The sequence below is a fragment of the Streptomyces sp. NPDC059003 genome (genome assembly GCF_042740445.1).
In the GTDB taxonomy this organism is placed as follows: Bacteria; Actinomycetota; Actinomycetes; order Streptomycetales; family Streptomycetaceae; genus Streptomyces.
In genome coordinates this window covers 1-18,382 of sequence record NZ_JBHYJH010000109.1, presented here as the reverse complement: position 1 = coordinate 18,382, position 18,382 = coordinate 1, and the positions used below count along the sequence as shown (strand labels likewise).

The 18,382-nt window shown below is 72.0% G+C and carries 18 protein-coding genes; 9 read left to right on the top strand and 9 right to left on the bottom strand.

The window, feature by feature from the left end:
* Nucleotides 1-11 precede the first annotated feature (11 nt).
* The gene (locus tag ACFWZ5_RS30570) at nucleotides 12-3,359 is read left to right on the top strand and encodes a S8 family serine peptidase (RefSeq protein WP_384802065.1); all 3,348 of its coding nucleotides are present in this window, start codon (nucleotides 12-14) and stop codon (nucleotides 3,357-3,359) included.
* A gap of 46 nt (nucleotides 3,360-3,405) precedes the next feature.
* Here the strand turns inward: ACFWZ5_RS30570 and ACFWZ5_RS30565 are convergent, their stop codons facing one another.
* The gene (locus ACFWZ5_RS30565; RefSeq protein ID WP_384802068.1) at nucleotides 3,406-3,780 is read right to left on the bottom strand and encodes a YybH family protein; all 375 of its coding nucleotides are present in this window, start codon (nucleotides 3,778-3,780) and stop codon (nucleotides 3,406-3,408) included.
* A 25-nt stretch (nucleotides 3,781-3,805) separates the two neighbouring features.
* Between ACFWZ5_RS30565 and ACFWZ5_RS30560 the strand changes: the two genes are divergently transcribed.
* On the top strand, nucleotides 3,806-4,258 hold the full coding sequence (locus ACFWZ5_RS30560) for a winged helix-turn-helix transcriptional regulator (RefSeq protein ID WP_384802070.1): 453 nt from the start codon (nucleotides 3,806-3,808) through the stop codon (nucleotides 4,256-4,258).
* Nucleotides 4,255-5,040 (top strand): group II truncated hemoglobin, encoded by a 786-nt coding sequence (locus ACFWZ5_RS30555; protein WP_384802073.1) that lies wholly within the window; start codon nucleotides 4,255-4,257, stop codon nucleotides 5,038-5,040. Before ACFWZ5_RS30560 ends, ACFWZ5_RS30555 begins: the two co-directional genes overlap by 4 nt.
* 131 nt (nucleotides 5,041-5,171) lie before the next feature.
* On the opposite strand, the gene ACFWZ5_RS30550 is transcribed toward ACFWZ5_RS30555, so the two are convergent.
* The gene (locus ACFWZ5_RS30550; protein ID WP_384802076.1) at nucleotides 5,172-6,098 is read right to left on the bottom strand and encodes a helix-turn-helix domain-containing protein; all 927 of its coding nucleotides are present in this window, start codon (nucleotides 6,096-6,098) and stop codon (nucleotides 5,172-5,174) included.
* A 118-nt stretch (nucleotides 6,099-6,216) separates the two neighbouring features.
* Here ACFWZ5_RS30550 and ACFWZ5_RS30545 point away from each other — a divergent pair, with 118 nt between their 5' ends.
* Together ACFWZ5_RS30545 and ACFWZ5_RS30540 are read left to right on the top strand one after the other, a co-directional pair.
* Nucleotides 6,217-7,323 (top strand): NAD(P)-dependent alcohol dehydrogenase, encoded by a 1,107-nt coding sequence (locus ACFWZ5_RS30545; protein WP_384802079.1) that lies wholly within the window; start codon nucleotides 6,217-6,219, stop codon nucleotides 7,321-7,323.
* 247 nt (nucleotides 7,324-7,570) lie between these two features.
* Entirely contained in the window at nucleotides 7,571-7,957 is a 387-nt protein-coding gene (locus tag ACFWZ5_RS30540; protein ID WP_384802082.1) for a VOC family protein, read from the top strand.
* Nucleotides 7,958-7,970: 13 nt separating this feature from the next.
* Here ACFWZ5_RS30540 and ACFWZ5_RS30535 read toward each other — a convergent pair whose 3' ends face one another.
* The 3 genes from ACFWZ5_RS30535 to ACFWZ5_RS30525 all read right to left on the bottom strand — a co-directional run bounded on the left by ACFWZ5_RS30535 (nucleotide 7,971) and on the right by ACFWZ5_RS30525 (nucleotide 10,786).
* The gene (locus tag ACFWZ5_RS30535) at nucleotides 7,971-8,798 is read right to left on the bottom strand and encodes an alpha/beta fold hydrolase (RefSeq protein WP_384802085.1); all 828 of its coding nucleotides are present in this window, start codon (nucleotides 8,796-8,798) and stop codon (nucleotides 7,971-7,973) included.
* A 5-nt stretch (nucleotides 8,799-8,803) separates the two neighbouring features.
* On the bottom strand, nucleotides 8,804-9,523 hold the full coding sequence (msrA, locus tag ACFWZ5_RS30530; protein ID WP_384802088.1) for a peptide-methionine (S)-S-oxide reductase MsrA: 720 nt from the start codon (nucleotides 9,521-9,523) through the stop codon (nucleotides 8,804-8,806).
* Between the two features lie 144 nt (nucleotides 9,524-9,667).
* On the bottom strand, nucleotides 9,668-10,786 hold the full coding sequence (locus ACFWZ5_RS30525; protein WP_384802091.1) for a hypothetical protein: 1,119 nt from the start codon (nucleotides 10,784-10,786) through the stop codon (nucleotides 9,668-9,670).
* Between the two features lie 134 nt (nucleotides 10,787-10,920).
* On the opposite strand from ACFWZ5_RS30525, the gene ACFWZ5_RS30520 reads away from it, so the two are divergent.
* The gene (locus tag ACFWZ5_RS30520; protein WP_384802094.1) at nucleotides 10,921-12,075 is read left to right on the top strand and encodes a cystathionine gamma-synthase; all 1,155 of its coding nucleotides are present in this window, start codon (nucleotides 10,921-10,923) and stop codon (nucleotides 12,073-12,075) included.
* Between the two features lie 361 nt (nucleotides 12,076-12,436).
* Here ACFWZ5_RS30520 and ACFWZ5_RS30515 read toward each other — a convergent pair whose 3' ends face one another.
* The 3 genes from ACFWZ5_RS30515 to ACFWZ5_RS30505 all read right to left on the bottom strand — a co-directional run bounded on the left by ACFWZ5_RS30515 (nucleotide 12,437) and on the right by ACFWZ5_RS30505 (nucleotide 13,988).
* Nucleotides 12,437-12,691, bottom strand: coding sequence for a hypothetical protein (locus ACFWZ5_RS30515; RefSeq protein ID WP_384805720.1), 255 nt, complete (start codon nucleotides 12,689-12,691; stop codon nucleotides 12,437-12,439).
* A 16-nt stretch (nucleotides 12,692-12,707) separates the two neighbouring features.
* Nucleotides 12,708-13,196, bottom strand: a complete 489-nt coding sequence (locus ACFWZ5_RS30510; RefSeq protein ID WP_384805718.1) for a sigma factor-like helix-turn-helix DNA-binding protein — start codon at nucleotides 13,194-13,196, stop codon at nucleotides 12,708-12,710.
* Nucleotides 13,197-13,475: 279 nt separating this feature from the next.
* Entirely contained in the window at nucleotides 13,476-13,988 is a 513-nt protein-coding gene (locus tag ACFWZ5_RS30505; protein WP_384805716.1) for a MarR family winged helix-turn-helix transcriptional regulator, read from the bottom strand.
* 145 nt (nucleotides 13,989-14,133) lie between these two features.
* Between ACFWZ5_RS30505 and ilvA the strand changes: the two genes are divergently transcribed.
* The 3 genes from ilvA (at nucleotide 14,134) to ACFWZ5_RS30490 (ending at nucleotide 17,504) form a co-directional block, all read left to right on the top strand.
* Nucleotides 14,134-15,363, top strand: coding sequence for a threonine ammonia-lyase (ilvA, locus tag ACFWZ5_RS30500; RefSeq protein ID WP_384805714.1), 1,230 nt, complete (start codon nucleotides 14,134-14,136; stop codon nucleotides 15,361-15,363).
* Between the two features lie 207 nt (nucleotides 15,364-15,570).
* The gene (locus ACFWZ5_RS30495; RefSeq protein WP_384805712.1) at nucleotides 15,571-16,650 is read left to right on the top strand and encodes an ATP-binding cassette domain-containing protein; all 1,080 of its coding nucleotides are present in this window, start codon (nucleotides 15,571-15,573) and stop codon (nucleotides 16,648-16,650) included.
* Entirely contained in the window at nucleotides 16,647-17,504 is an 858-nt protein-coding gene (locus ACFWZ5_RS30490; protein ID WP_384805710.1) for an ABC transporter permease, read from the top strand. The genes ACFWZ5_RS30495 and ACFWZ5_RS30490 overlap by 4 nt, the downstream gene beginning before the upstream one ends.
* Nucleotides 17,505-17,610: 106 nt before the next feature.
* On the opposite strand, the gene greA is transcribed toward ACFWZ5_RS30490, so the two are convergent.
* Nucleotides 17,611-18,108: a transcription elongation factor GreA gene (gene greA, locus ACFWZ5_RS30485; RefSeq protein WP_384805708.1), complete on the bottom strand. Its 498-nt coding sequence runs from the start codon at nucleotides 18,106-18,108 to the stop codon at nucleotides 17,611-17,613.
* Nucleotides 18,109-18,382 lie beyond the last annotated feature (274 nt).

Below are 18,382 nucleotides of genomic sequence, written 5' to 3'. Positions count from 1 at the left end.
CAGGGGGAACATTGCGTCAGCACAGAAGGCGGGCGGGGGCCGTCACCCTCGCCCTGACCACGGCGGCAGCGGTGGCGGCGGGCCTGGTCGGCCCCGCGTCCGCGGCGCGCCCACAGCCGGAGTCCGCGCACCCGGCGGCGTCCCGCCCCGCGCCCTCGGGCACCCACCGGCTCACCCTCGTCACCGGCGACCGCGTCACCGTCGACACCGGGGGCCGCCTGGTCGGCTTCACCCCGGCCGAGGGGCGCGAGCGCATACCCGTGAGCACCCGGACCGTGCGCGGCCACGCCCTGGTCCTGCCGTGCGACGCGCAGCGGCTCATCGACGCGGGCAAGGTCGACCAACGGCTCTTCGACGTCACGGAGTTGACGAGCAAGGCGAACCGCGCGGCGCAGCGGGAGGGCCTGAAGCTGATCGTCGGCTACCGGGGCGACGCACGCGGCGCCCGGGCCCAGGTCCGCGCGGCCGGCGACACCGCGGTCCGCCGCACCTTCACGTCCCTGAACGCGGACGCCGTGACCACGCCCAGGAGGGACGCGGCGGCCCTCTGGAAGACCCTGACGGGGAAGGGCCGCACGGCGTCCGGCGTCCGGCACCTGTGGCTGGACGGCACCCGTAAGGCCAGCCTCGACAAGAGCGTGAAGCAGATCGGGGCGCCGAAGGCGTGGGCGGCCGGGCTCGACGGCAAGGGCGTGAAGATCGCTGTCCTGGACACGGGCGTCGACGCCACGCATCCGGACCTGAAGGACCAGGTCGTCGGCGCGAAGAACTTCTCCGAGTCCGCCGACACCAAGGACCGCGTGGGCCACGGCACGCACGTCGCGTCCATCGCCGCCGGGACGGGCGCGAAGTCGAACGGGAGGTTCAAGGGCGTCGCGCCGGGCGCGCGGGTGCTGAACGGCAAGGTCCTCGGCGACGACGGCCGGGGCGGCGACTCCGCGATCCTCGCGGGCATGGAGTGGGCGGCCGCGCAGGGCGCCGACGTCGTCAACCTGAGCCTCGGCGGCAGCGACGACATCGGCATCGACCCGCTGGAGGAGGCCGTCAACCGGCTCTCCGCCGACCAGGGCGTCCTGTTCGCCGTCGCGGCGGGCAACGAGGGCTACCGCGGCTCCATCGACTCCCCGGGCAGCGCGGACGCCGCCCTGACCGTGGGCGCGGTCGACGGCAAGGACAAGCTGGCCGAGTTCTCCAGCCAGGGCCCGCGCGCCGGCGACAACGCGGTCAAGCCGGACGTGACCGCGCCCGGCGTGGACATCACGGCCGCCGCGGCGCCCGGCAGCGAGATCGAGAAGGAGGTCGGCCAGAACCCCGAGGGCTATCTGACGATCTCCGGTACGTCGATGGCGACCCCGCACGTCGCGGGCGCCGCCGCCCTGCTCAAGCAGCGGCACCCCGACTGGCGGGCCGCCGACCTCAAGCGGGCCCTGACGTCGTCCGCCGTGTCCGCCGTGCCGGGGAGGGGCGGCACGTACTCCCCGTACCAGCAGGGCTCGGGCCGCGTCGCCGTGGACAGGGCGATCGGGCAGACCGTCGTCGCCGACCCGGTGTCGCTGAACCTCGGTGCCCCGAAGTGGCCGCACGCCGACGACCGGCCGGTCACCAAGAAGATCACGTACCGCAACTCCGGCACGGAGGACATCACCCTCGACCTCTCCGTGACGGCCACCGACCCGAAGGGCCGCCCGGCCCCCCGCGGCTTCTACACGCTCGGCGCGAAGAAGGTGACGGTGCCCGCGGGCGGGCGCGCGTCGGTCGGCCTGACGGCGCACACCGAGCTCGGCGGCACCGGGCGCGGCACCTACTCCGCGTACGTCGTGGCGAAGGGCGGCGGCCAGAGCGTCCGCACGGGCGCCGTGGTGCAGCGCGAGGGGGAGACGTACGACGTGACGCTGAAGTACGTCGGGCGTGACGGCCGCCCCGCCAGGTTCTCCTCGTCCTTCCTCATCGGCCTGAGCGGGTCGGCCGCCGAGAAGTCCTACGACGTCACCGACGTGACCGGCACGGTCAAGGTCCGCGTTCCCAAGGGCGGTTACCTCCTGGACGCGCGGATCTACGAGGACCCGGAGGACGCCGCCAAGGGCGTCGACTGGCTCGCCCGGCCGAAGCTGAACGTCACGAAGGACATGACGCTGACGCTGGACGCGCGGGCGGCGAAGCCGGTGGACATCACGGTGCCGGACGCGGAGGCCAGGCCTGTCCTCGCGGCTCCGCAGTACCACGTGACGGACGACGACTCCTTGGGGCTCCTTCTCACGTCGTACGCACCGCTGCGCACCGCGCACCTCGGCCCCCGCGTCACGGGCGGCTCGCTGTACCAGGAGTGGGCCGGACACTGGCTCAAGGGCGACGACGAGCAGTACGGCGTCATCGTCGGCGGCACGGCCGACCGGTTCGCCACCGGCTACCGTAAGCACGTCGAGGCCGGTGAACTGGCCACGGTGAAGGCCCGTCTCGGGGCGTCGGCCGAACGCAAGAAGGCCGTGGTCGGCGCCTTCGGTTCGCTGCCCGACAGCGGTGGTCTTGCGTTCAGTTACTCGGTTCCGCAGCAGGCCCGCACCACGCGGACGTTCCACCTGTCCGCGGTGGACAAGGCGGAGTGGTTCATGGACTTCCGCCAGTTGGGGGAGGACGAGAACGGCAGGCTGACCGCAGAGGCGTCCTACTTCGTCGAACCGTGGGAGAGGTACGAGGCGGGCAGGACGTACACGAAGACGTTCAACACGGCCGTGTTCGGGCCGCGCCTCGTGAGGGAGCACTACGGGATCTTCCGCGAGGGCAACAGGATCAGCGGTGCGGTGTCGGTGGCCGCCGACGGCGCGGGGCACGAGGGCGACTCCGTGTTCTCCTCCGTGAAGACGACCCTGCACCGCGACGGCCGCCTGATCGGCACGAACAAGGATCCGCTGAGCGGCAACGCGTCCTTCAAGGTCCCGGCGGCGGACGCCGAGTACCGCCTGTCCACGTCGGTGCGGCGCGACCCGCGGGTGGCGGCCGCCTCCTCGCGCATCGACGCGAGCTGGACGTTCCGCTCCAAGAAGGCGCGGGAGGCGCGGCTGCCCGCCTCCACGGTCCGCTTCACGCCGAAGGTGGGCCTGGACAGCCGGGCGCCCGCGGGCGCCCGCCAGTCCGTGCCGGTGACGGTGCAGGGCGCCGCCGCGGGCGGCCACCTCAAGTCCCTTGCGGTGTACGTCTCGTACGACAAGGGCGGCACCTGGAAGAAGACCGCGGTCCGTGACGGCAGGATCTCCGTGAAGAACCCGGCCGCGGGCAAGTCGATCTCTTTCCGCGCGGCGGTCGAGGACACGAAGGGGAACAGGGGGACGGTGACGATCTACGACGCGTACTTCGGGAAGTGACGCGTACGTCGGGAAGTAGCGCGCGTACGTCGGTGAGCAGCCGCGCCTAGTCGGCCGCGCGCCCGGCGCCGAAGGGGCTGTCGATCACATAGCGCCAGTACCCGTCGGCGCCGCGGCGTGCCACGTCCGTCGCCGTGGCCCGCACCTTCCCGTCGATGTCCCAGTCGACGACGAGCAGGGCGGTGTCCCCGGCGACGTGCACGTGCCGGGGCGTGACGGAGATCGGCAGGCCGAGGGCGAGGAAGGGGGCGTTCTGGGCGGCGATCGCGTCGGCTCCGTGCACGGGGACGCCGGACTCGGGGACGAAGGCGGCGTCCGGCTCGTACAGCTCGCGCACGGCCTCGGGGTCGCCGCTGTTGAACCGCTCGGCGAACGCCGACGGGACGTCCTCGGGGCGCTGGGGCAGGATGAAAGTGCTCATGCACGGCACAGTAGGAGGCGCGCCCGTGGCTCACCGAACGGTAAGGCAGGCTCTTCCGGCCCGCCGGGACCAGGCGCTCCCGGACCCCCGGGAGCCGCGCCCCGGCCTGCCCGACGACCCCCGCGCCCGGGTCCTGGTGCCGAGCCCCGACTGCCCCGTCGAGGTGGCCCTCGGGGCGCTGCGGGGCCGCTGGACCACGCTCGTGGTGCGCGAGCTGCTCGCGGGTGACGTGTACGCGTACAGCGAACTGGCCGCCGCGCTCCCGCAGTTGTCCGACAAGGTACTTGCGGAGCGGCTGACACAGTTGGTCGGCGCCGGGGTCGTCCGGCGCACGCGTACGTCCGGCTGGCCGCCCACCGTCACCTATCAACTCACCCCGCACGGCAGGGAGCTGGGTCCGGTGCTCCAGGCTCTCTGGGACTGGGGCACGGCGGCTTCCGGCCCGGGCGCTTCGGAAGAGGAAGCCGACACCCCATGAGCGCGCACCCCGCCCACACCGTCGAGTACATCCGCTACCGCGTCCCCGAGGACCGCTCCGCGGAGTTCCTCGCCGCGTACACCCGCGCCGCCGTGCCGCTGGCCGCCGCGCCGCAGTGCGTCGACTACGAACTCACCCGCTGCGAGGAGGACTTCGAGCACTTCGTCCTGCGCATCACCTGGACGTCCACGAAGGACCACCTGGAGGGCTTCAGATCGTCGGAGCACTTCAAGGAGTTCTTCGCGCACATCCGCCCGTACGTCGAGAACATCGAGGAGATGCGGCACTACACGCCCACGTCGGTGCGCGGCTCCGGCGCGTCCACGCCGACGCTGTACGCCTGGGCGGGCGGCGAGGAGGCCTTCGGGCGCCTGACGGAGATCTTCTACGGGAAGGTCCTCGCGGACGACCTCCTCGCCCCCGTCTTCGCCGGTCTCGCGCCCGAGCACGCGGCGCACGTCGCGCACTGGCTGGGCGAGGTCTTCGGGGGTCCTGCGGCGTACTCGGGCGAACACGGCGACGGTGCCCATGCCCACATGGTCGCCAAGCACTTCGGCAAGGGCATCACCGAGCCGCAGCGGCGGCGGTGGGTGAACCTGATCCAGGACGCGGCGGACGAGGCCGGGCTGCCCACGGATGCGGAGTTCCGCTCGGCGTTCGTCGCGTACGTGGAGTGGGGCACGCGCCTGGCCGTCTACTTCTCGGGCCCGAACGCGGCCCGCCCCACGAGTCAGCCGGTGCCTCTGTGGAACTGGGGGGCGGCCCCGCCGTACCAGGGCTGAGGCGGTGCCCTCGCGGGGCGCCCCAGACCCCGCTCCTCAAACGCCGGAGGGGCTATAACTAGCCCGTCCGGCGTTTGAGGACGAGGCGCGGAGCGCCGATGCTTTTCGGGGGTGCTAGGGGGCGGAGCCCCCTAGTTCGGGAAGGGGCGGGTCTGGGGCGCCCCCGCGAGGTCAGGGAGCTCCGCCGTCCAGCTCGCCAGCAGGCGCAGGGACTCGGCCGACGGTGAGCCCGGTTCCGCGTGGTACGTCACCAGGGACTGGTCGGAGCTGTCGGCGAGCCGCATCGTCTCGAAGGAGAGGGCCAGCTCCCCGACCACAGGGTGGCGCAGCCGCTTGACCCCGTGCCCCTTCTCCCGCACATCGTGCGTGGCCCACAGGCGACGGAACTCCTCACTCTTCACGGACAGCTCCCCGACCAGCGAAGAGAGCCGGGGATCGTTGGGGTAGCACCCCGCGTCCATCCGCAGAAAGCTCACGATGTCCGACGCCTTCTGGTCCCACGTGTCCGCGAACAGCTCCCGCATCCCTGGGTCGAGAAAGACGAGCCGCGCCCAGTTCCGCTCCTCGCGGGGCAACGCCCCCCAGTCACCGAACAGCGCGACAGCCATCCGGTTCCAGCCGAGGATGTCGGAGCGCCGCCCGACGACGTACGCGGGGACGCCGTCCATGACGTCCAGCAGCTGCTGCACCGCGGGCCGCAGCGCTTGCGTCGGCGGGACGCGCTTCTTCTTGTGGGCGGCGGGCTTCGCGAGGTGCATGAGGTGCGCGTGCTCGGCGTCGCTCAGGCGCAGCGCCCGCGCGATGGCGTCCAGGACCTCCGCCGAGACGTTGCGGCCGTTGCCCTGCTCCAGGCGCGTGTAGTACGCCACCGAGACCCCCGCGAGCTGCGCCAGCTCCTCGCGGCGCAGGCCCGGCACCCTGCGGTGCCTGCCGTAGCTGGGCAGCCCCACGTCGTGCGGCTGGAGGCGGGCCCTGCGGGTGCGCAGGAACTCGCTGAGCTCGGCCCGGCGGTCCAGGCCCTCGGGGGGAGGGGTGCCCTGCGGGGCGTTCTCGTCCATGCGTTCCAGTATTCAGGGTCGTACGCGGCTGAGCCTGATACCAGTGGTGGTAGGACCGCCGCGCCTAGGCACAACAGAGGGCTGGGTGGTTGTTTCCGCAGGTGACAGCGTCAAAGGCATGACCGACACGACCGCACAGACCCCCACCGCACAGGCCCGCACCGCCCGGACCTCCACCGCGCAGACCCGCGACGTCCCCGCCTACGCCGCCCCTGCGGCCAAGGCCCCGCTGGAGCGCACCACCGTCCCGCGCCGCCCCGTCGGCGCGTCCGACGTCCTGATCGACATCAAGTACGCCGGCATCTGCCACTCCGACATCCACCAGGCCCGTGACGGCTGGGGCGAGGGCATCTTCCCGATGGTGCCCGGCCACGAGATCGCCGGGGTCGTGGCGGAGGTCGGCCCGGACGTCACCCGGTTCGAGGTCGGCGACCGCGTGGGCGTCGGCTGCATGGTCGACTCCTGCCGCGAGTGCGCGAACTGCAAGGCAGGCCTTGAGCAGTACTGCCACCAGGGCAACATCCAGACGTACAACGCCCTCGACCGCAACGGCGAGCCCACCTACGGCGGCTACGCGCAGCAGATCGTCGTCGACGAGGCCTTCACGCTCCGCATCCCCGACGGCCTGTCCCTGGACGTCGCCGCGCCGCTGCTGTGCGCCGGCATCACCACGTACTCCCCGCTCGCCCACTGGAACGCGGGACCCGGCAAGAAGGTCGCGGTCGTCGGGCTCGGCGGCCTCGGCCACATGGCCGTCAAGATCGCGCACGCGATGGGCGCCGAGGTGACCGTCCTGTCGCAGACCCTGCGCAAGCAGGACGACGGCCTGAAGCTGGGCGCCGACCACTACTACGCGACCGGCGACCCGGCCACCTTCGAGCGGCTCGCCGCGTCGTTCGACCTGATCGTCTCGACGGTGTCCGCGCCGCTGCCGTTCGACCAGTACCTGAACCTCCTGAAGACGGACGGCGCCCTCGTGAACGTCGGCGCCCCCGAGGAGCCCGTCTCGCTGAACGTCTTCTCGCTCATGCTCCAGCGCAAGACCCTCGCGGGCTCCGCCATCGGCGGAATCCGCGAGACCCAGGAGATGCTGGACTTCTGTGCCGCGCACGGCCTGGGCGCCGAGATCGAGCTGATCCGCGCCGACCAGATCAACGAGGCGTACGAGCGGGTGCTCGCGAGCGACGTGCGGTACCGGTTCGTGATCGACGCGGCGACGATCTGACGGATCTGACGGATCTGACGGTCTCCGGTCACCCGCCCCGGACCCGGGTGGCGGGTGACCGGATCCCGGCGACCGGATTCCACCTGGTCCCGGGGGCCTAGGCCGCAATGCTCAGCAAGCCCCGAACCGGTGACGGATGTTGGGGGCGGACCCGCGACCGTAACGTAGTCCATGTCAGGAACAGAGAGGCGGAAAACACCGCAAGGCCGGGCACGAGGGACGGCCGGACTACGAGGAGGTCCGCACGATGACCATCGAGCTGAACCACACGATCGTCCAAGCCGAGGACAAGAAGGCGTCCGCACAGTTCCTCGCGGACATCCTGGGCCTCGAAGTCGGCCCGCAGTACGGCCCGTTCATCCCGGTGGAGATCCCCAACGGCGTCACGCTCGACTACTACGAGGGCGACGGCCACCCGTTCGTGCCGCAGCACTACGCGTTCCTCGTCTCCGACGCGGAGTTCGACGCGATCTTCGGCCGCATCAAGGAGCGGGGCCTGACCTACTGGGCGGACCCGTACCACGAGCGCGAGAACCAGATCAACACGAACGACGGCGGCCGCGGCCTCTACTGGAACGACCCCGACGGCCACAACCTGGAGATCATCACCAAGCCGTACGGCGCCGAGGACTAGATCACCGGCCGGGTCACTGAGGGGCCGCGGCGGTGACGGGGCCGGCCTCGCCGTCGCGCAGGAAGCCGAGGACCAGCGGCGTGGCCACCTCCGCGAACTCCTCGAAGTACGCGTGCCGCGCGCCCGGGACGATCCGCATCCGGGCGTCCGGCACCCGCTCCGCGATGAGCGGCGCGTTGGCCACCGGGTTGAAGACGTCGTCGCTCCCGTGCACCACCAGCGTCGGCGCCTTGATCCGGGGCAGGGCGTCCCACGCGTCGTGCCGGGCGCTGGCCCGCAGATGGCGGCCGCGGGCCCGGTCGGGCATCCCTGGGTCCCCGAGCGTGCCGAACTCCCGCCGCCCGGACGCCTCCTGGGCGGCGATCCACGCGGGCGTGTACATCAGCTCAAGGAGCGCCTGCCGCGCCGCGTCCGCGTCCCGCTGGGCGAGCGCCGCCCGCACCTCGGGCCCGCGCTCCACGCCGTGCGGCGCCCCCGGCGACGTACACCCGAGGACGAGCCGGTCCACCCGCGCGGCGTGGTCGGCGGCCAGCCACTGGGCGACGCGGCCGCCCATCGACGTGCCGTACACATGGGCGCTGCCGATGCCCGCGTCGTCCAGGACGGCGGCCACGTCGGCGGCGAAGCCGGGCGTGCTGTAGCTGTCGGTGTCCGGCCGGTCACTCTCTCCCGTGCCGCGCCAGTCGAGCGTGACCGTGGTGAACTCGGCGGCGAAGTCGCCGATGACGGGGTCCCACCAGTGCCGGTTGTTGGACTGCCCGCTGAGCAGCACCAGCGGCTCACCGGAGCCGCGGAGCTCATAGCGCAGGGCGACGCCGTCGGGCGCGTACGCGAAGGGCATGGCCGTTACGCGGTGGTCTCGGAGGTGGGGGCGGGGGCCGGGGCGATGCCGGTGGGGCAGGCGCGGCCCCAGTTCGTCTCCGAGGGGCTGCTCAGCTCCACGCCCGTGCCGCCGATGCCGCAGTAGCCGTCCGGGTTCTTGTCCAGGTACTGCTGGTGGTAGCCCTCGGCGGGCCAGAACGGGCGGCCCTCGGCGGGCACGACCGCCGTGGTGATCGTGCCGAGGCCCGCCCCCGTGAGCACCTGCTGGTACGCCTCCAGGGACGCGGCGGCGGTCTCCTCCTGGACGGGGGAGTGCGTGTAGATCGCCGAGCGGTACTGCGTGCCCACGTCATTGCCCTGGCGGAAGCCCTGGGTGGGGTTGTGGGACTCCCAGAAGACCTTGAGCAACTGCGCGTACGTGACCTTGGCCGGGTCGAAGACGACGCGGACGACCTCCGCGTGGCCGGTCAGGCCCGAGCAGACCTCTTCGTAGGAGGGGTTCTGGGTGTAGCCGCCCTGGTAGCCGACGAGCGTCGTCCAGACGCCGTCCGTCTGCCAGAACTTGCGCTCCGCGCCCCAGAAGCAGCCGAGCGCGAAGTCCGCGACCTCCAGGCCCTCCGGGTAGGGGCCCTGCAGGGCGTTGCCCAGGACCGTGTGCCGGGAGGGGACCTCGAACTCGGGGGTCGCGCGGCCCTTCAGGGCCTCGTCGGGCGTGGGCAGCTGCGGGGTGCGGCCGAAGAGCATCGGGGTCCTCCTGGAGCGGGTGGTTCGGCGACTGTGTCAACGTCCGGCGGCGGGCGCGCATTCCTCGGGGGCGGCCTCGGACGGGCCCTGGTGCCGGGCGGGCCGGGTGTCGGACGGGGCCCGGCCTGATCCGAAAGACACGCCCTAGTGGGGGAGCGTGGCCGGGCTGCCGCCGTTGGCCTCGTAGCCCGCGACCGCGAGCGCGCGGTACACCGCGTAGTCCGCGGCCGGGTCGGTGGACACCATCCAGGGGAGTGCGCCCACGTGGCCGTCCACGTGCACCAGCTGGTTCATCGCCTCGCCCCAGCGCTCGCCGCGGACCAGGAAGAAGACCAGGAGGTGGCGGACGTGCGCCAGCATCGGGTCGTCCGGGCGCGCGGAGTGGACCGCGAACTGCGCGCCCTCCACGGCCTTGGTCACGACCTCGCTCTGGTAGAAGCCACGCACCAGGTTCACATCGGGAAGGTGCTCGTACACCGCGAACAGCGGCAGCGCCGAGAGCAGCGAACCGCCGGGGGCGCGCGCCGCCGCGGCCTCCGCGAACGCGTACGCCTCCTCGCGGGAGCCGTGCCACTTCTCGCACGAGTAGTGCAGCGCCGCCAGGTGCGCGCCCATGTGCGCGGGCGCGCGGTCCAGGATCTTCAGCCAGAGCTGCTCGAAGTCCGTCCGCGCATACGCGAGGCCGCGTGCGATGGACAGCTCCACGATGTACGGAACGGGGTCGCCGGGGGACAGGAGCGCCGCCTGCGCACAGACCTCCCTGGCCTCCTCCAGGATGATCCGGAACTCGTCCGTCCCGGGCGTCGCCGTGCGCCACGCCTGCTGCACCAGGAACTCCGCCTGCACGGCCGCGCCGCCCGCGTCCTTCGGCGCCTCGGCCCGCCACACGCGCAGCCACTGGCCGCCAGGAGTGTCACTCACGCCGCCGGGCCGCTGCTGCAGCTCCAGGGACGCCGCGCCCGCGAAGGCCTGCACACGCTGCCAGCGCTGCTCCCCGTGCACCTCCGTGCCCGCGAGGAGCTGCGACGCGGCGCGCCAGTCCTGCGTGCGCTGCACCAGGTCGAGGACCTCGATCAGGTCCGCGTCCGGGCCCGGCATGCGGATGTCCAGGTCCTCCTGGCGCGCGAAGCCGTAGTTCGCCGGGTCCGCCGCGTCCGGCGCCCCCGGGCTCACCTGACGGATTCCGGCGCGCCTGCGCAGCAGGACCGGCCCGAGCACCGCCCCGATCATGACCACTGCCATCAGGACCCAGAGAATCTCCATACGTACAAGCGAACCAGACGCCTGTGACAATTGGCCAACCTGGCCGCGCACCCTGGCCAACCTGCTCCTTCCGGGCCCCGGGCCGCGCCTCCCCGTCCGTCCCCCGGCCCCGTCCCGCATTACGCTCAGGCCGCATGAGTGACTCGCACAGCAGCCAGAGCTTCGAGACCGTCGCCATCCACGCCGGAAACACGGCCGACCCCCTCACGGGCGCCGTCGTTCCGCCCATCTATCAGGTGTCCACGTACAAGCAGGACGGAGTCGGCGGCCTGCGCGGCGGCTACGAGTACAGCCGCAGCGCCAACCCGACCCGTACGGCGCTCGAGGAGAACCTCGCCGCCCTCGAAGGCGGCAGCCGGGGCCTCGCCTTCGCCTCCGGCCTCGCCGCCGAGGACTGCCTGCTGCGTACGCTGCTCAGCCCCGGCGACCACGTGGTCATCCCCAACGACGCGTACGGCGGTACGTTCCGCCTCTTCGCCAAGGTCGTCTCGCGGTGGGGCGTCGAGTGGTCGGTGGCCGACACCTCCGACCCGGCGTCGGTACGGGCCGCGCTCACCCCGCGCACCAAGGCCGTCTGGGTGGAGACGCCCTCCAACCCCCTCCTCGGCATCACGGACATCCCCGCGGTCGCGCAGATCGCGCACGAGGCGGGCGCCCGGCTCGTCGTCGACAACACCTTCGCGAGCCCCTACCTCCAGCAGCCGCTCGCCCTGGGCGCGGACGTCGTCGTGCACTCCCTGACGAAGTACATGGGCGGCCACTCCGACGTCGTCGGCGGCGCGCTCGTCGTGAACGACGCCGACCTGGGCGAGGAGCTCGCGTACCACCAGAACGCCATGGGCGCCGTCGCCGGGCCCTTCGACTCCTGGATCGTCCTGCGCGGCATCAAGACCCTCGCCGTCCGCATGGACCGGCACAGCGAGAACGCCACGCGCGTCGCGGACATGCTCACGCGGCACGCGCGCGTGACGAAGGTCCTCTACCCGGGCCTGCCCGACCACCCCGGGCACGAGATCGCCGCCAAGCAGATGAAGGCGTTCGGCGGCATGGTGTCCTTCCAGGTCGAGGGCGGCGAGGAGGCCGCGGTCGAGGTCTGCAACCGCGCCAGGCTCTTCACGCTCGGCGAGTCGCTCGGCGGCGTCGAGTCCCTCATCGAGCACCCCGGCCGCATGACCCACGCCTCCGCCGCGGGCTCGCCCCTGGAGGTCCCCGCCGACCTGATCCGCCTCTCCGTAGGCATCGAGTCCATCGACGACCTCCTGGCGGACCTCCAGCAGGCCCTCCGCTAGCGGGGGCGCTCCAAGCGGGCCGGGGGTGCCCGTCACCCCCGACGCACCCCCGTCCCGCCCACCCACCCCATGCGCTTCCGCGGATGCTTCCGTGCCCGCCGCTCCGCGGCGGGATCATACCGCCCGCCCACCCAAAAACCACCCACGGGCCCCCCCCCCCGAAGGCGGGGGACCCCCCCCCGGGGCGGCCCCCCCCCCGGCAAGTGGAAACGGGCGGGCGGGTGGGAGAAAACCCGCCGCGGTAGCGGCGGAAACACCCCACCCACCGGCACTCGCCGATGGCGGGAACCCCCACAGGGGACGCCCACCCCGCGTGGAGGTGGAAACGGGCGGGCGGGTGGGAGACAAACCCGGCAGCGCGCTACCAGCGAGTAAGCGGAGGGGTGGTCTCCGACGGCCGCTCCACCCACGGCTGCACGGTCACCGCCCACACCGTAAAGGCAACAACGGCGGCCAACAGCACAAGCCACATCACCCGCCGCAAGGCGGTACGCCGCCGCAGCACCCGCACCCCCCGCCGGACGGCGTCCCCGTAGAGGTCGGCCGGCACGGACGCCGGCGCCCCCGCGTCCAACAGCCCCCGCACCACGGCCTCCCGCCGCTCCTGCTGGCTCACGACGGCTCCCGTCGGCTCATGAGGTCGTCGCCTCCCCCAGGGCGGGCGGCACCGCGGGGGCGGGCCCCCGGGGCGGATGGAGCACCGTGGCGACGGCCCGCGCGCACAGGGTCCGGACCCGCTCGGCGGGAAGGCCGAGGAGCGCCGCGGTCTGCTCCTCGGCGACGCCTTCGTAGAGCCGTAGCACGAGCACGAGCCGCTCCTGGGGGGAGAGCCGGGCGAGCAGCCCCCCGTGCCCGCGGCGCAGCCGCCACGCGCCGCGGGCGAAGCGGACGGCGAGCGCGGTGCGCGTACGGTCGTAGGGGTCCTCGCCGCGCAGCCGGTCCCAGGAGGCGTACGTGGAGGCGAGCGCGGCGGTGAGCAGCGCCCGCGCGCGGGGGTTGGCGTCCGGCGGCTCGCCGGTGAGCAGCGTGGCGGCATGCAGAAGACGCCCTGCCGCGCCCGCGACGAACGCCTGGAACTCCCGGGCGCGGCGGGCCTGTTGGGCGGCCTGCCGTTCTCGCACCGTGCCTCCCGCCGTCCGGCATAGAGGGACCCGGTTTCATCTGAGGCCAGCCACGGTGGCCGGGTCAAGAGCCCTGCGTGACCGGAAGCGAGCGTTCGGGTAACCGAAGGAGCGGCCGGAGGGCAGACGAAGGCCAGGCGGTGGCCAGGCGGTGGCCACGCACTGGCCACGCACCGGCCGGGCAGTGGCCGGGCAAAGGGTCAAGCGGAACACAGTGAGCCGCGCCCCCGCGAGACGAGGGCTTCCGGCCGCGGCAGTCGGCGAACCGCGGCCGGAGGCTCAGGACTCGGTGGGTGCCACCGCTTCCGGCAGGGCGCCCGCGCTCTGCCGCGCGGACAGCGCGGAGTTGAAGCGCGTGAGGAGCGAGGTGAAGCTCGCCCGCTCCTCCGGTGCCCAGTCGTGCGTGAGCTCGGCCATCAGCTCGCGCCGCGAGGAACGCACCTCGTCGAGGCGGGCCTGGCCGCGCGGCGACAGCTGGAGCACCACGGCACGCCCGTCCTCGGGGTGCGAGGTGCGCTTGACGAGGCCGGTGTCGACGAGCGGCGCGACCTGCCGGGTCACGGTCGACGAGTCGATACCCATGCTCGCCGCGAGCGCCTTGACGCCCATCGGTCCTTCCTTGTCGAGGCGGTTGAGCAGGAGGTACGCGGCGCGGTCCATGGAGTTGCGGACCTGTCCTACGCCGCCGAGGCGGGTCTGCTCCGCACGCCGTGCGAACACCGCTACCTGGTGCTGGAGCGTGTCGAGGAGGCCGGGATCGCTGGCGGTCGTCATGTCCGGAGTTGTGGGCATGGCCGGGGGCTCACTTCATGGGAAGGGTGATGGATTGGGGGACAGGGTACGCGGCCAGGGCGGCACCCGTACCGGCGCTGCGCAAACCCGTCTCGCCGCTTGGTCACGGGGAGAGGCAACAGGCGTGAACTGCGAGACTGCAGTCATGAGCTACCGCACGACACGCTCCTTGCCGACGGTGACCCTGGACGACGTGCGCGGCGCCCAGAAGATGCTCCTCGGCGTTTCCCGGGTGACGCCCATGGAGGGCAGCAGGCACCTGTCGCGCCTCATCGGTGCCCCGGTGCACCTGAAGTGCGAGAACCTCCAGCGGACGGGCTCCTTCAAGCTGCGCGGCGCGTACGTGCGCATCGCGGGCCTGCTCCCCGAGGAGCGCGCCGCGGGCGTCGTCGCGGCCAGCGCGGGCAACCACGCGCAGGGCGTGGCCCTCGCCTCGTCCCTGCTCGGCGTGCGCTCGACGGTCTTCATGCCCGTGGGCGCGCCGCTGCCGAAGGTCGCGGCGACCCGTGAGTACGGCGCGGAGGTGCGCATGGAGGGCCAGGTCATCGACGAGACGCTGGCGGCGGCGCAGGAGTACGCGCACGACACGGGCGCGGTGTTCATCCACCCCTTCGACCACCCGGACATCATCGCGGGGCAGGGCACGGTGGGCCTGGAGATCCTGGAGCAGTGCCCGGAGGTGCGCACGCTGCTGATCGGCGTGGGCGGCGGCGGCCTCGCCGCGGGCATCGCCGTCGCGGTCAAGTCGCTGCGCCCGGACGTGCGTCTGGTCGGCGTGCAGGCGGCGGGCTCGGCCGCGTACCCGCCGTCGCTGGCGGCGGGCCGCCCGGTGTCGATCGACAGGCCGGTGACGATGGCGGACGGCATCAAGGTGGGCCGGCCCGGCGACGTGCCGTTCCAGCTCGTCCGCGATCTCGTCGACGAGATCGTCACCGTCTCCGAGGACGATCTGTCCAGTGCCTTGCTGCTCTGTCTCGAGCGGGCCAAGATGGTCGTCGAACCTGCGGGCGCGAGCCCGGTCGCGGCGCTGTTGAGCAGTCCGCGCGCCTTCGAGGGCCCGGTCGTCGCGCTCCTTTCCGGTGGCAATGTCGATCCGCTCCTGATGCAGCGCGTCCTGCGCCACGGCATGGCGGCCGCGGGCCGTTTCCTGTCGCTGCGCCTTCGTCTGACGGACCGCCCCGGGGCCCTGGCCACGCTTCTCGGGGTGTTGTCAGTGGCGGACGCCAACGTCCTCGACGTGAGCCATGTCCGCACGGATCCCCGGCTCGGGCTCACGGAGGTGGAGGTGGAGCTGCACCTGGAGACCAAGGGCCCGGAGCACTGCGCCGAGGTGAGCGCGGCGCTGCGGGCGGCGGGCTACGCGGTCATCGGCTGAGCCCCGGGCTTACACCGCCTGCGGACGCCGCCCGCCGGGGCTCGGGGCGGACGCCGTCCGCGAGGGTTTTCCACAGGCTTGACAAACTCGGTTGAGACGACGCGATGTATCGCGTTACTGTGTGATTCACGCCACTGGCCGCCGGGCGCTCGTGACCCGGCAAATCTAAGCTTTTCGTCAGGTAACGACCCAACCATGGGAGTCCCTATGCCAGGCGCCATCTATGCCGAAGGCCTGGTGAAGACCTTCGGCGACGTAAAGGCTCTGGACGGCGTCGATCTCGATGTCCCGGAAGGCACCGTGCTCGGCCTCCTCGGGCCGAACGGCGCGGGAAAGACGACGACGGTCCGCTGCCTCACCACGCTGCTCACGCCCGACAGCGGCAAGGCGGTCGTCGCCGGGATCGACGTCCTGAAGAATCCGAACGAAGTGCGGCGCTCGATCGGCCTCTCCGGCCAATTCGCCGCCGTGGACGAGTATCTGACGGGCCGTGAGAACCTCCAGATGGTCGGCCAGCTCTATCAGATGTCGGCCAGGGACGCCAAGGTGAGAGCGGGCGAGCTGCTCGAGCGGTTCAATCTCGCCGACGCCGCGGACCGCCCCTCCAAGACGTATTCGGGCGGCATGCGCCGCCGCCTCGACCTCGCCGCCGCGCTCGTCGTGTCGCCGCCGGTGATGTTCATGGACGAGCCGACCACCGGGCTCGACCCGCGCAACCGCCAGCAGCTGTGGGAGATCATCCAGGAGCTCGTCGCGGGCGGCACCACGCTGCTCCTGACCACGCAATACCTGGAGGAGGCCGACCACTTGGCGCACGACATCTGCGTCGTCGACCACGGCCGCGTCATCGCCCACGGCACCTCCGACCAGCTGAAGGCCCGCACCGGCGGTGAGCGCGTCGAGGTCGTGGTGCACGAGCGCGAGCACATCGCGACCGCCACCGAGGTCCTCACCGGCTTCGGCAAGGGCGAGGCCACCGTCGACCAGCACACGCGCAAGCTCACCGTGCCCGTCGCGGGCGGCGCCAAGCTGCTCGCCGAGGTCATCCGCGAGCTGGACGCGCGCGGCATCGAGATCGACGACATCGGCCTGCGCCGCCCCACCCTCGACGACGTGTTCATCTCCCTGACGGGCCACATGGCCGAGGTCGACGAGGAGGAGGACGGCGAGGTGACGGCCAAGTCCAGGGCCAAGTCCAGGTCCAGGCACAAGGAGAAGGGCAAGGCCGACGCCGGGACCGAGGCCGAGGATCAGCGGGACCAGCGTGCGAAGGAGGACGCCAAGTGACCGCCATCACCGACACCGCACCCGTCGCCAGGCCCGCGGGGGGCCTCGGCAAGTCCGTCCGCGACTCCCTCGTCGTAGCCAAGCGCAACCTAATCCGGATGTCCCGGATTCCCGAGATGATCATTTTTGGCCTGATTCAGCCAATTATGTTCGTGGTGCTGTTCAGCTACGTCTTCGGTGGCTCCATGAAGATCGGCACCAGCACCAGCCCCGAGGACTACCGCAACTTCCTGATGGCCGGCATCTTCGCCCAGACCGTCACGTTCGCAACGGCAGGCGCGGGCGCGGGCATCGCGGACGACATGCACAAGGGCCTGATCGACCGGTTCCGCTCGCTGCCGATGGCGCGCGGCGCCGTCCTCACCGGCCGCACCATCGCCGACCTGGTGCAGACCGCCCTGACCCTCCTGGTGCTCGCCGTCGTGGCACTCCTGGTGGGCTGGCGCGTCGGGTCGCACGCCGACAGCAATCTCGGCAAGGCCCTGGCCGCCTTCGGCCTGCTCCTGCTGTCCGGGTACGCGTTCACCTGGGTCGGCGCGCTGATCGGCCTGTCGGTCCGCACCCCGGAGGCGGCCACGTCCGGCGGCCTGATCTGGCTGTTCCCGGTCACGTTCCTGTCGAACGCGTTCGTGGACTCCAGCAACATGACGCCGTGGCTGCGCCATATCGCCGACTGGAATCCGTTCAGCGCCACGGTCCAGGCCTGCCGCGAGCTCTTCGGGAACCCAGGGGTGTCCTCGTCCGACGCCTGGCCCATGCAGCACCCCGTCTGGGCGTCGGCGATGTACTCGGTCCTGATCATCCTGATCTTCCGTACGCTCGCGGTCCGCAAGTACCGCTCGGCGACGGCCTGACGACGAGGAGCTGATACGCCGGGGCCCGGGACCCGGGGGCGCGCACGACGCGGCCCCCGGCACGGGAGACGTGCCGGGGGCCGGGTGCGGTCGGTCGCCGGAGGGCTCAGCCCTGGTACGGCTTGGCCGCGAGGATCTTCACGGAGGCCAGCTTGCCGTTCGGCAGCTCGTACTCCGCGTCCTCGCCGATCTTCTTGCCGTTCACGCCGGAGCCGAGCGGGGACTGCGGCGAGTACGTCTCGATGTCGTCGCTCGCGTACTCACGGGAGGCGAGAAGGAAGCTCAGGGTGTCGTCCTCGTCGCCGTCGAAGGCGATCGTGACGACCATGCCCGGGGCGACGACTCCGTCCTCGGTGGGCGCCTCGCCGACCTTGGCGTGCTCCAGGAGCTGGGTCAGCTGGCGGACGCGGAGCTCCTGCTTGCCCTGCTCCTCCTTGGCCGCGTGGTACCCGCCGTTCTCGCGCAGGTCGCCCTCCTCGCGCGCCGCCGCGATCTTGGCTGCGATCTCGGTGCGCGCAGGACCAGACAGGTACTCCAGCTCGGCCTTGAGCTGGTTGTACGCCTCCTGGGTCAGCCAGGTGACGTTCTCGCTGGTCTGGGTCACAGGTGCTCCTCGTAGGTGCTCGGAATACAAAGCATCGCCCTACCCAGAAGGATGTTCCCTTATGGGTGGGCGAAACCACGAGCCTAACAATTCCGGTGGCTGAGGGGGAGGACATAAGTCATCAGAAAACCGTTAGCGCAGGTGAAGGCGGGTATGTGGGCGCTCGCGCGGTGCGCCCCGGACCCGCCCCTTCCCGAACCAGGGGGCTGCGCCCCCTGGACCCCCGCTCATCGCCGCTCCGCGGCTCGTCCTCAAGCGCCGGACGGGCTAGTAC

Excerpts from the sequence above, each read along its gene's own strand:
- ACFWZ5_RS30520 (WP_384802094.1), top strand. The coding sequence starts at position 10,921 with ATGAGTGACTCGCACAGCAGCCAGAGCTTCGAGACCGTCGCCATCCAC.
- ACFWZ5_RS30540 (WP_384802082.1), top strand. The coding sequence starts at position 7,571 with ATGACCATCGAGCTGAACCACACGATCGTCCAAGCCGAGGACAAGAAG.
- ilvA (WP_384805714.1), top strand. The coding sequence starts at position 14,134 with ATGAGCTACCGCACGACACGCTCCTTGCCGACGGTGACCCTGGACGAC.
- ACFWZ5_RS30565 (WP_384802068.1), bottom strand. The coding sequence starts at position 3,780 with ATGAGCACTTTCATCCTGCCCCAGCGCCCCGAGGACGTCCCGTCGGCG.
- ACFWZ5_RS30505 (WP_384805716.1), bottom strand. The coding sequence starts at position 13,988 with ATGCCCACAACTCCGGACATGACGACCGCCAGCGATCCCGGCCTCCTC.
- ACFWZ5_RS30495 (WP_384805712.1), top strand. The coding sequence starts at position 15,571 with ATGCCAGGCGCCATCTATGCCGAAGGCCTGGTGAAGACCTTCGGCGAC.
- ACFWZ5_RS30535 (WP_384802085.1), bottom strand. The coding sequence starts at position 8,798 with ATGCCCTTCGCGTACGCGCCCGACGGCGTCGCCCTGCGCTATGAGCTC.
- ACFWZ5_RS30525 (WP_384802091.1), bottom strand. The coding sequence starts at position 10,786 with ATGGAGATTCTCTGGGTCCTGATGGCAGTGGTCATGATCGGGGCGGTG.
- ACFWZ5_RS30550 (WP_384802076.1), bottom strand. The coding sequence starts at position 6,098 with ATGGACGAGAACGCCCCGCAGGGCACCCCTCCCCCCGAGGGCCTGGAC.
- msrA (WP_384802088.1), bottom strand. The coding sequence starts at position 9,523 with ATGCTCTTCGGCCGCACCCCGCAGCTGCCCACGCCCGACGAGGCCCTG.
- ACFWZ5_RS30555 (WP_384802073.1), top strand. The coding sequence starts at position 4,255 with ATGAGCGCGCACCCCGCCCACACCGTCGAGTACATCCGCTACCGCGTC.
- ACFWZ5_RS30545 (WP_384802079.1), top strand. The coding sequence starts at position 6,217 with ATGACCGACACGACCGCACAGACCCCCACCGCACAGGCCCGCACCGCC.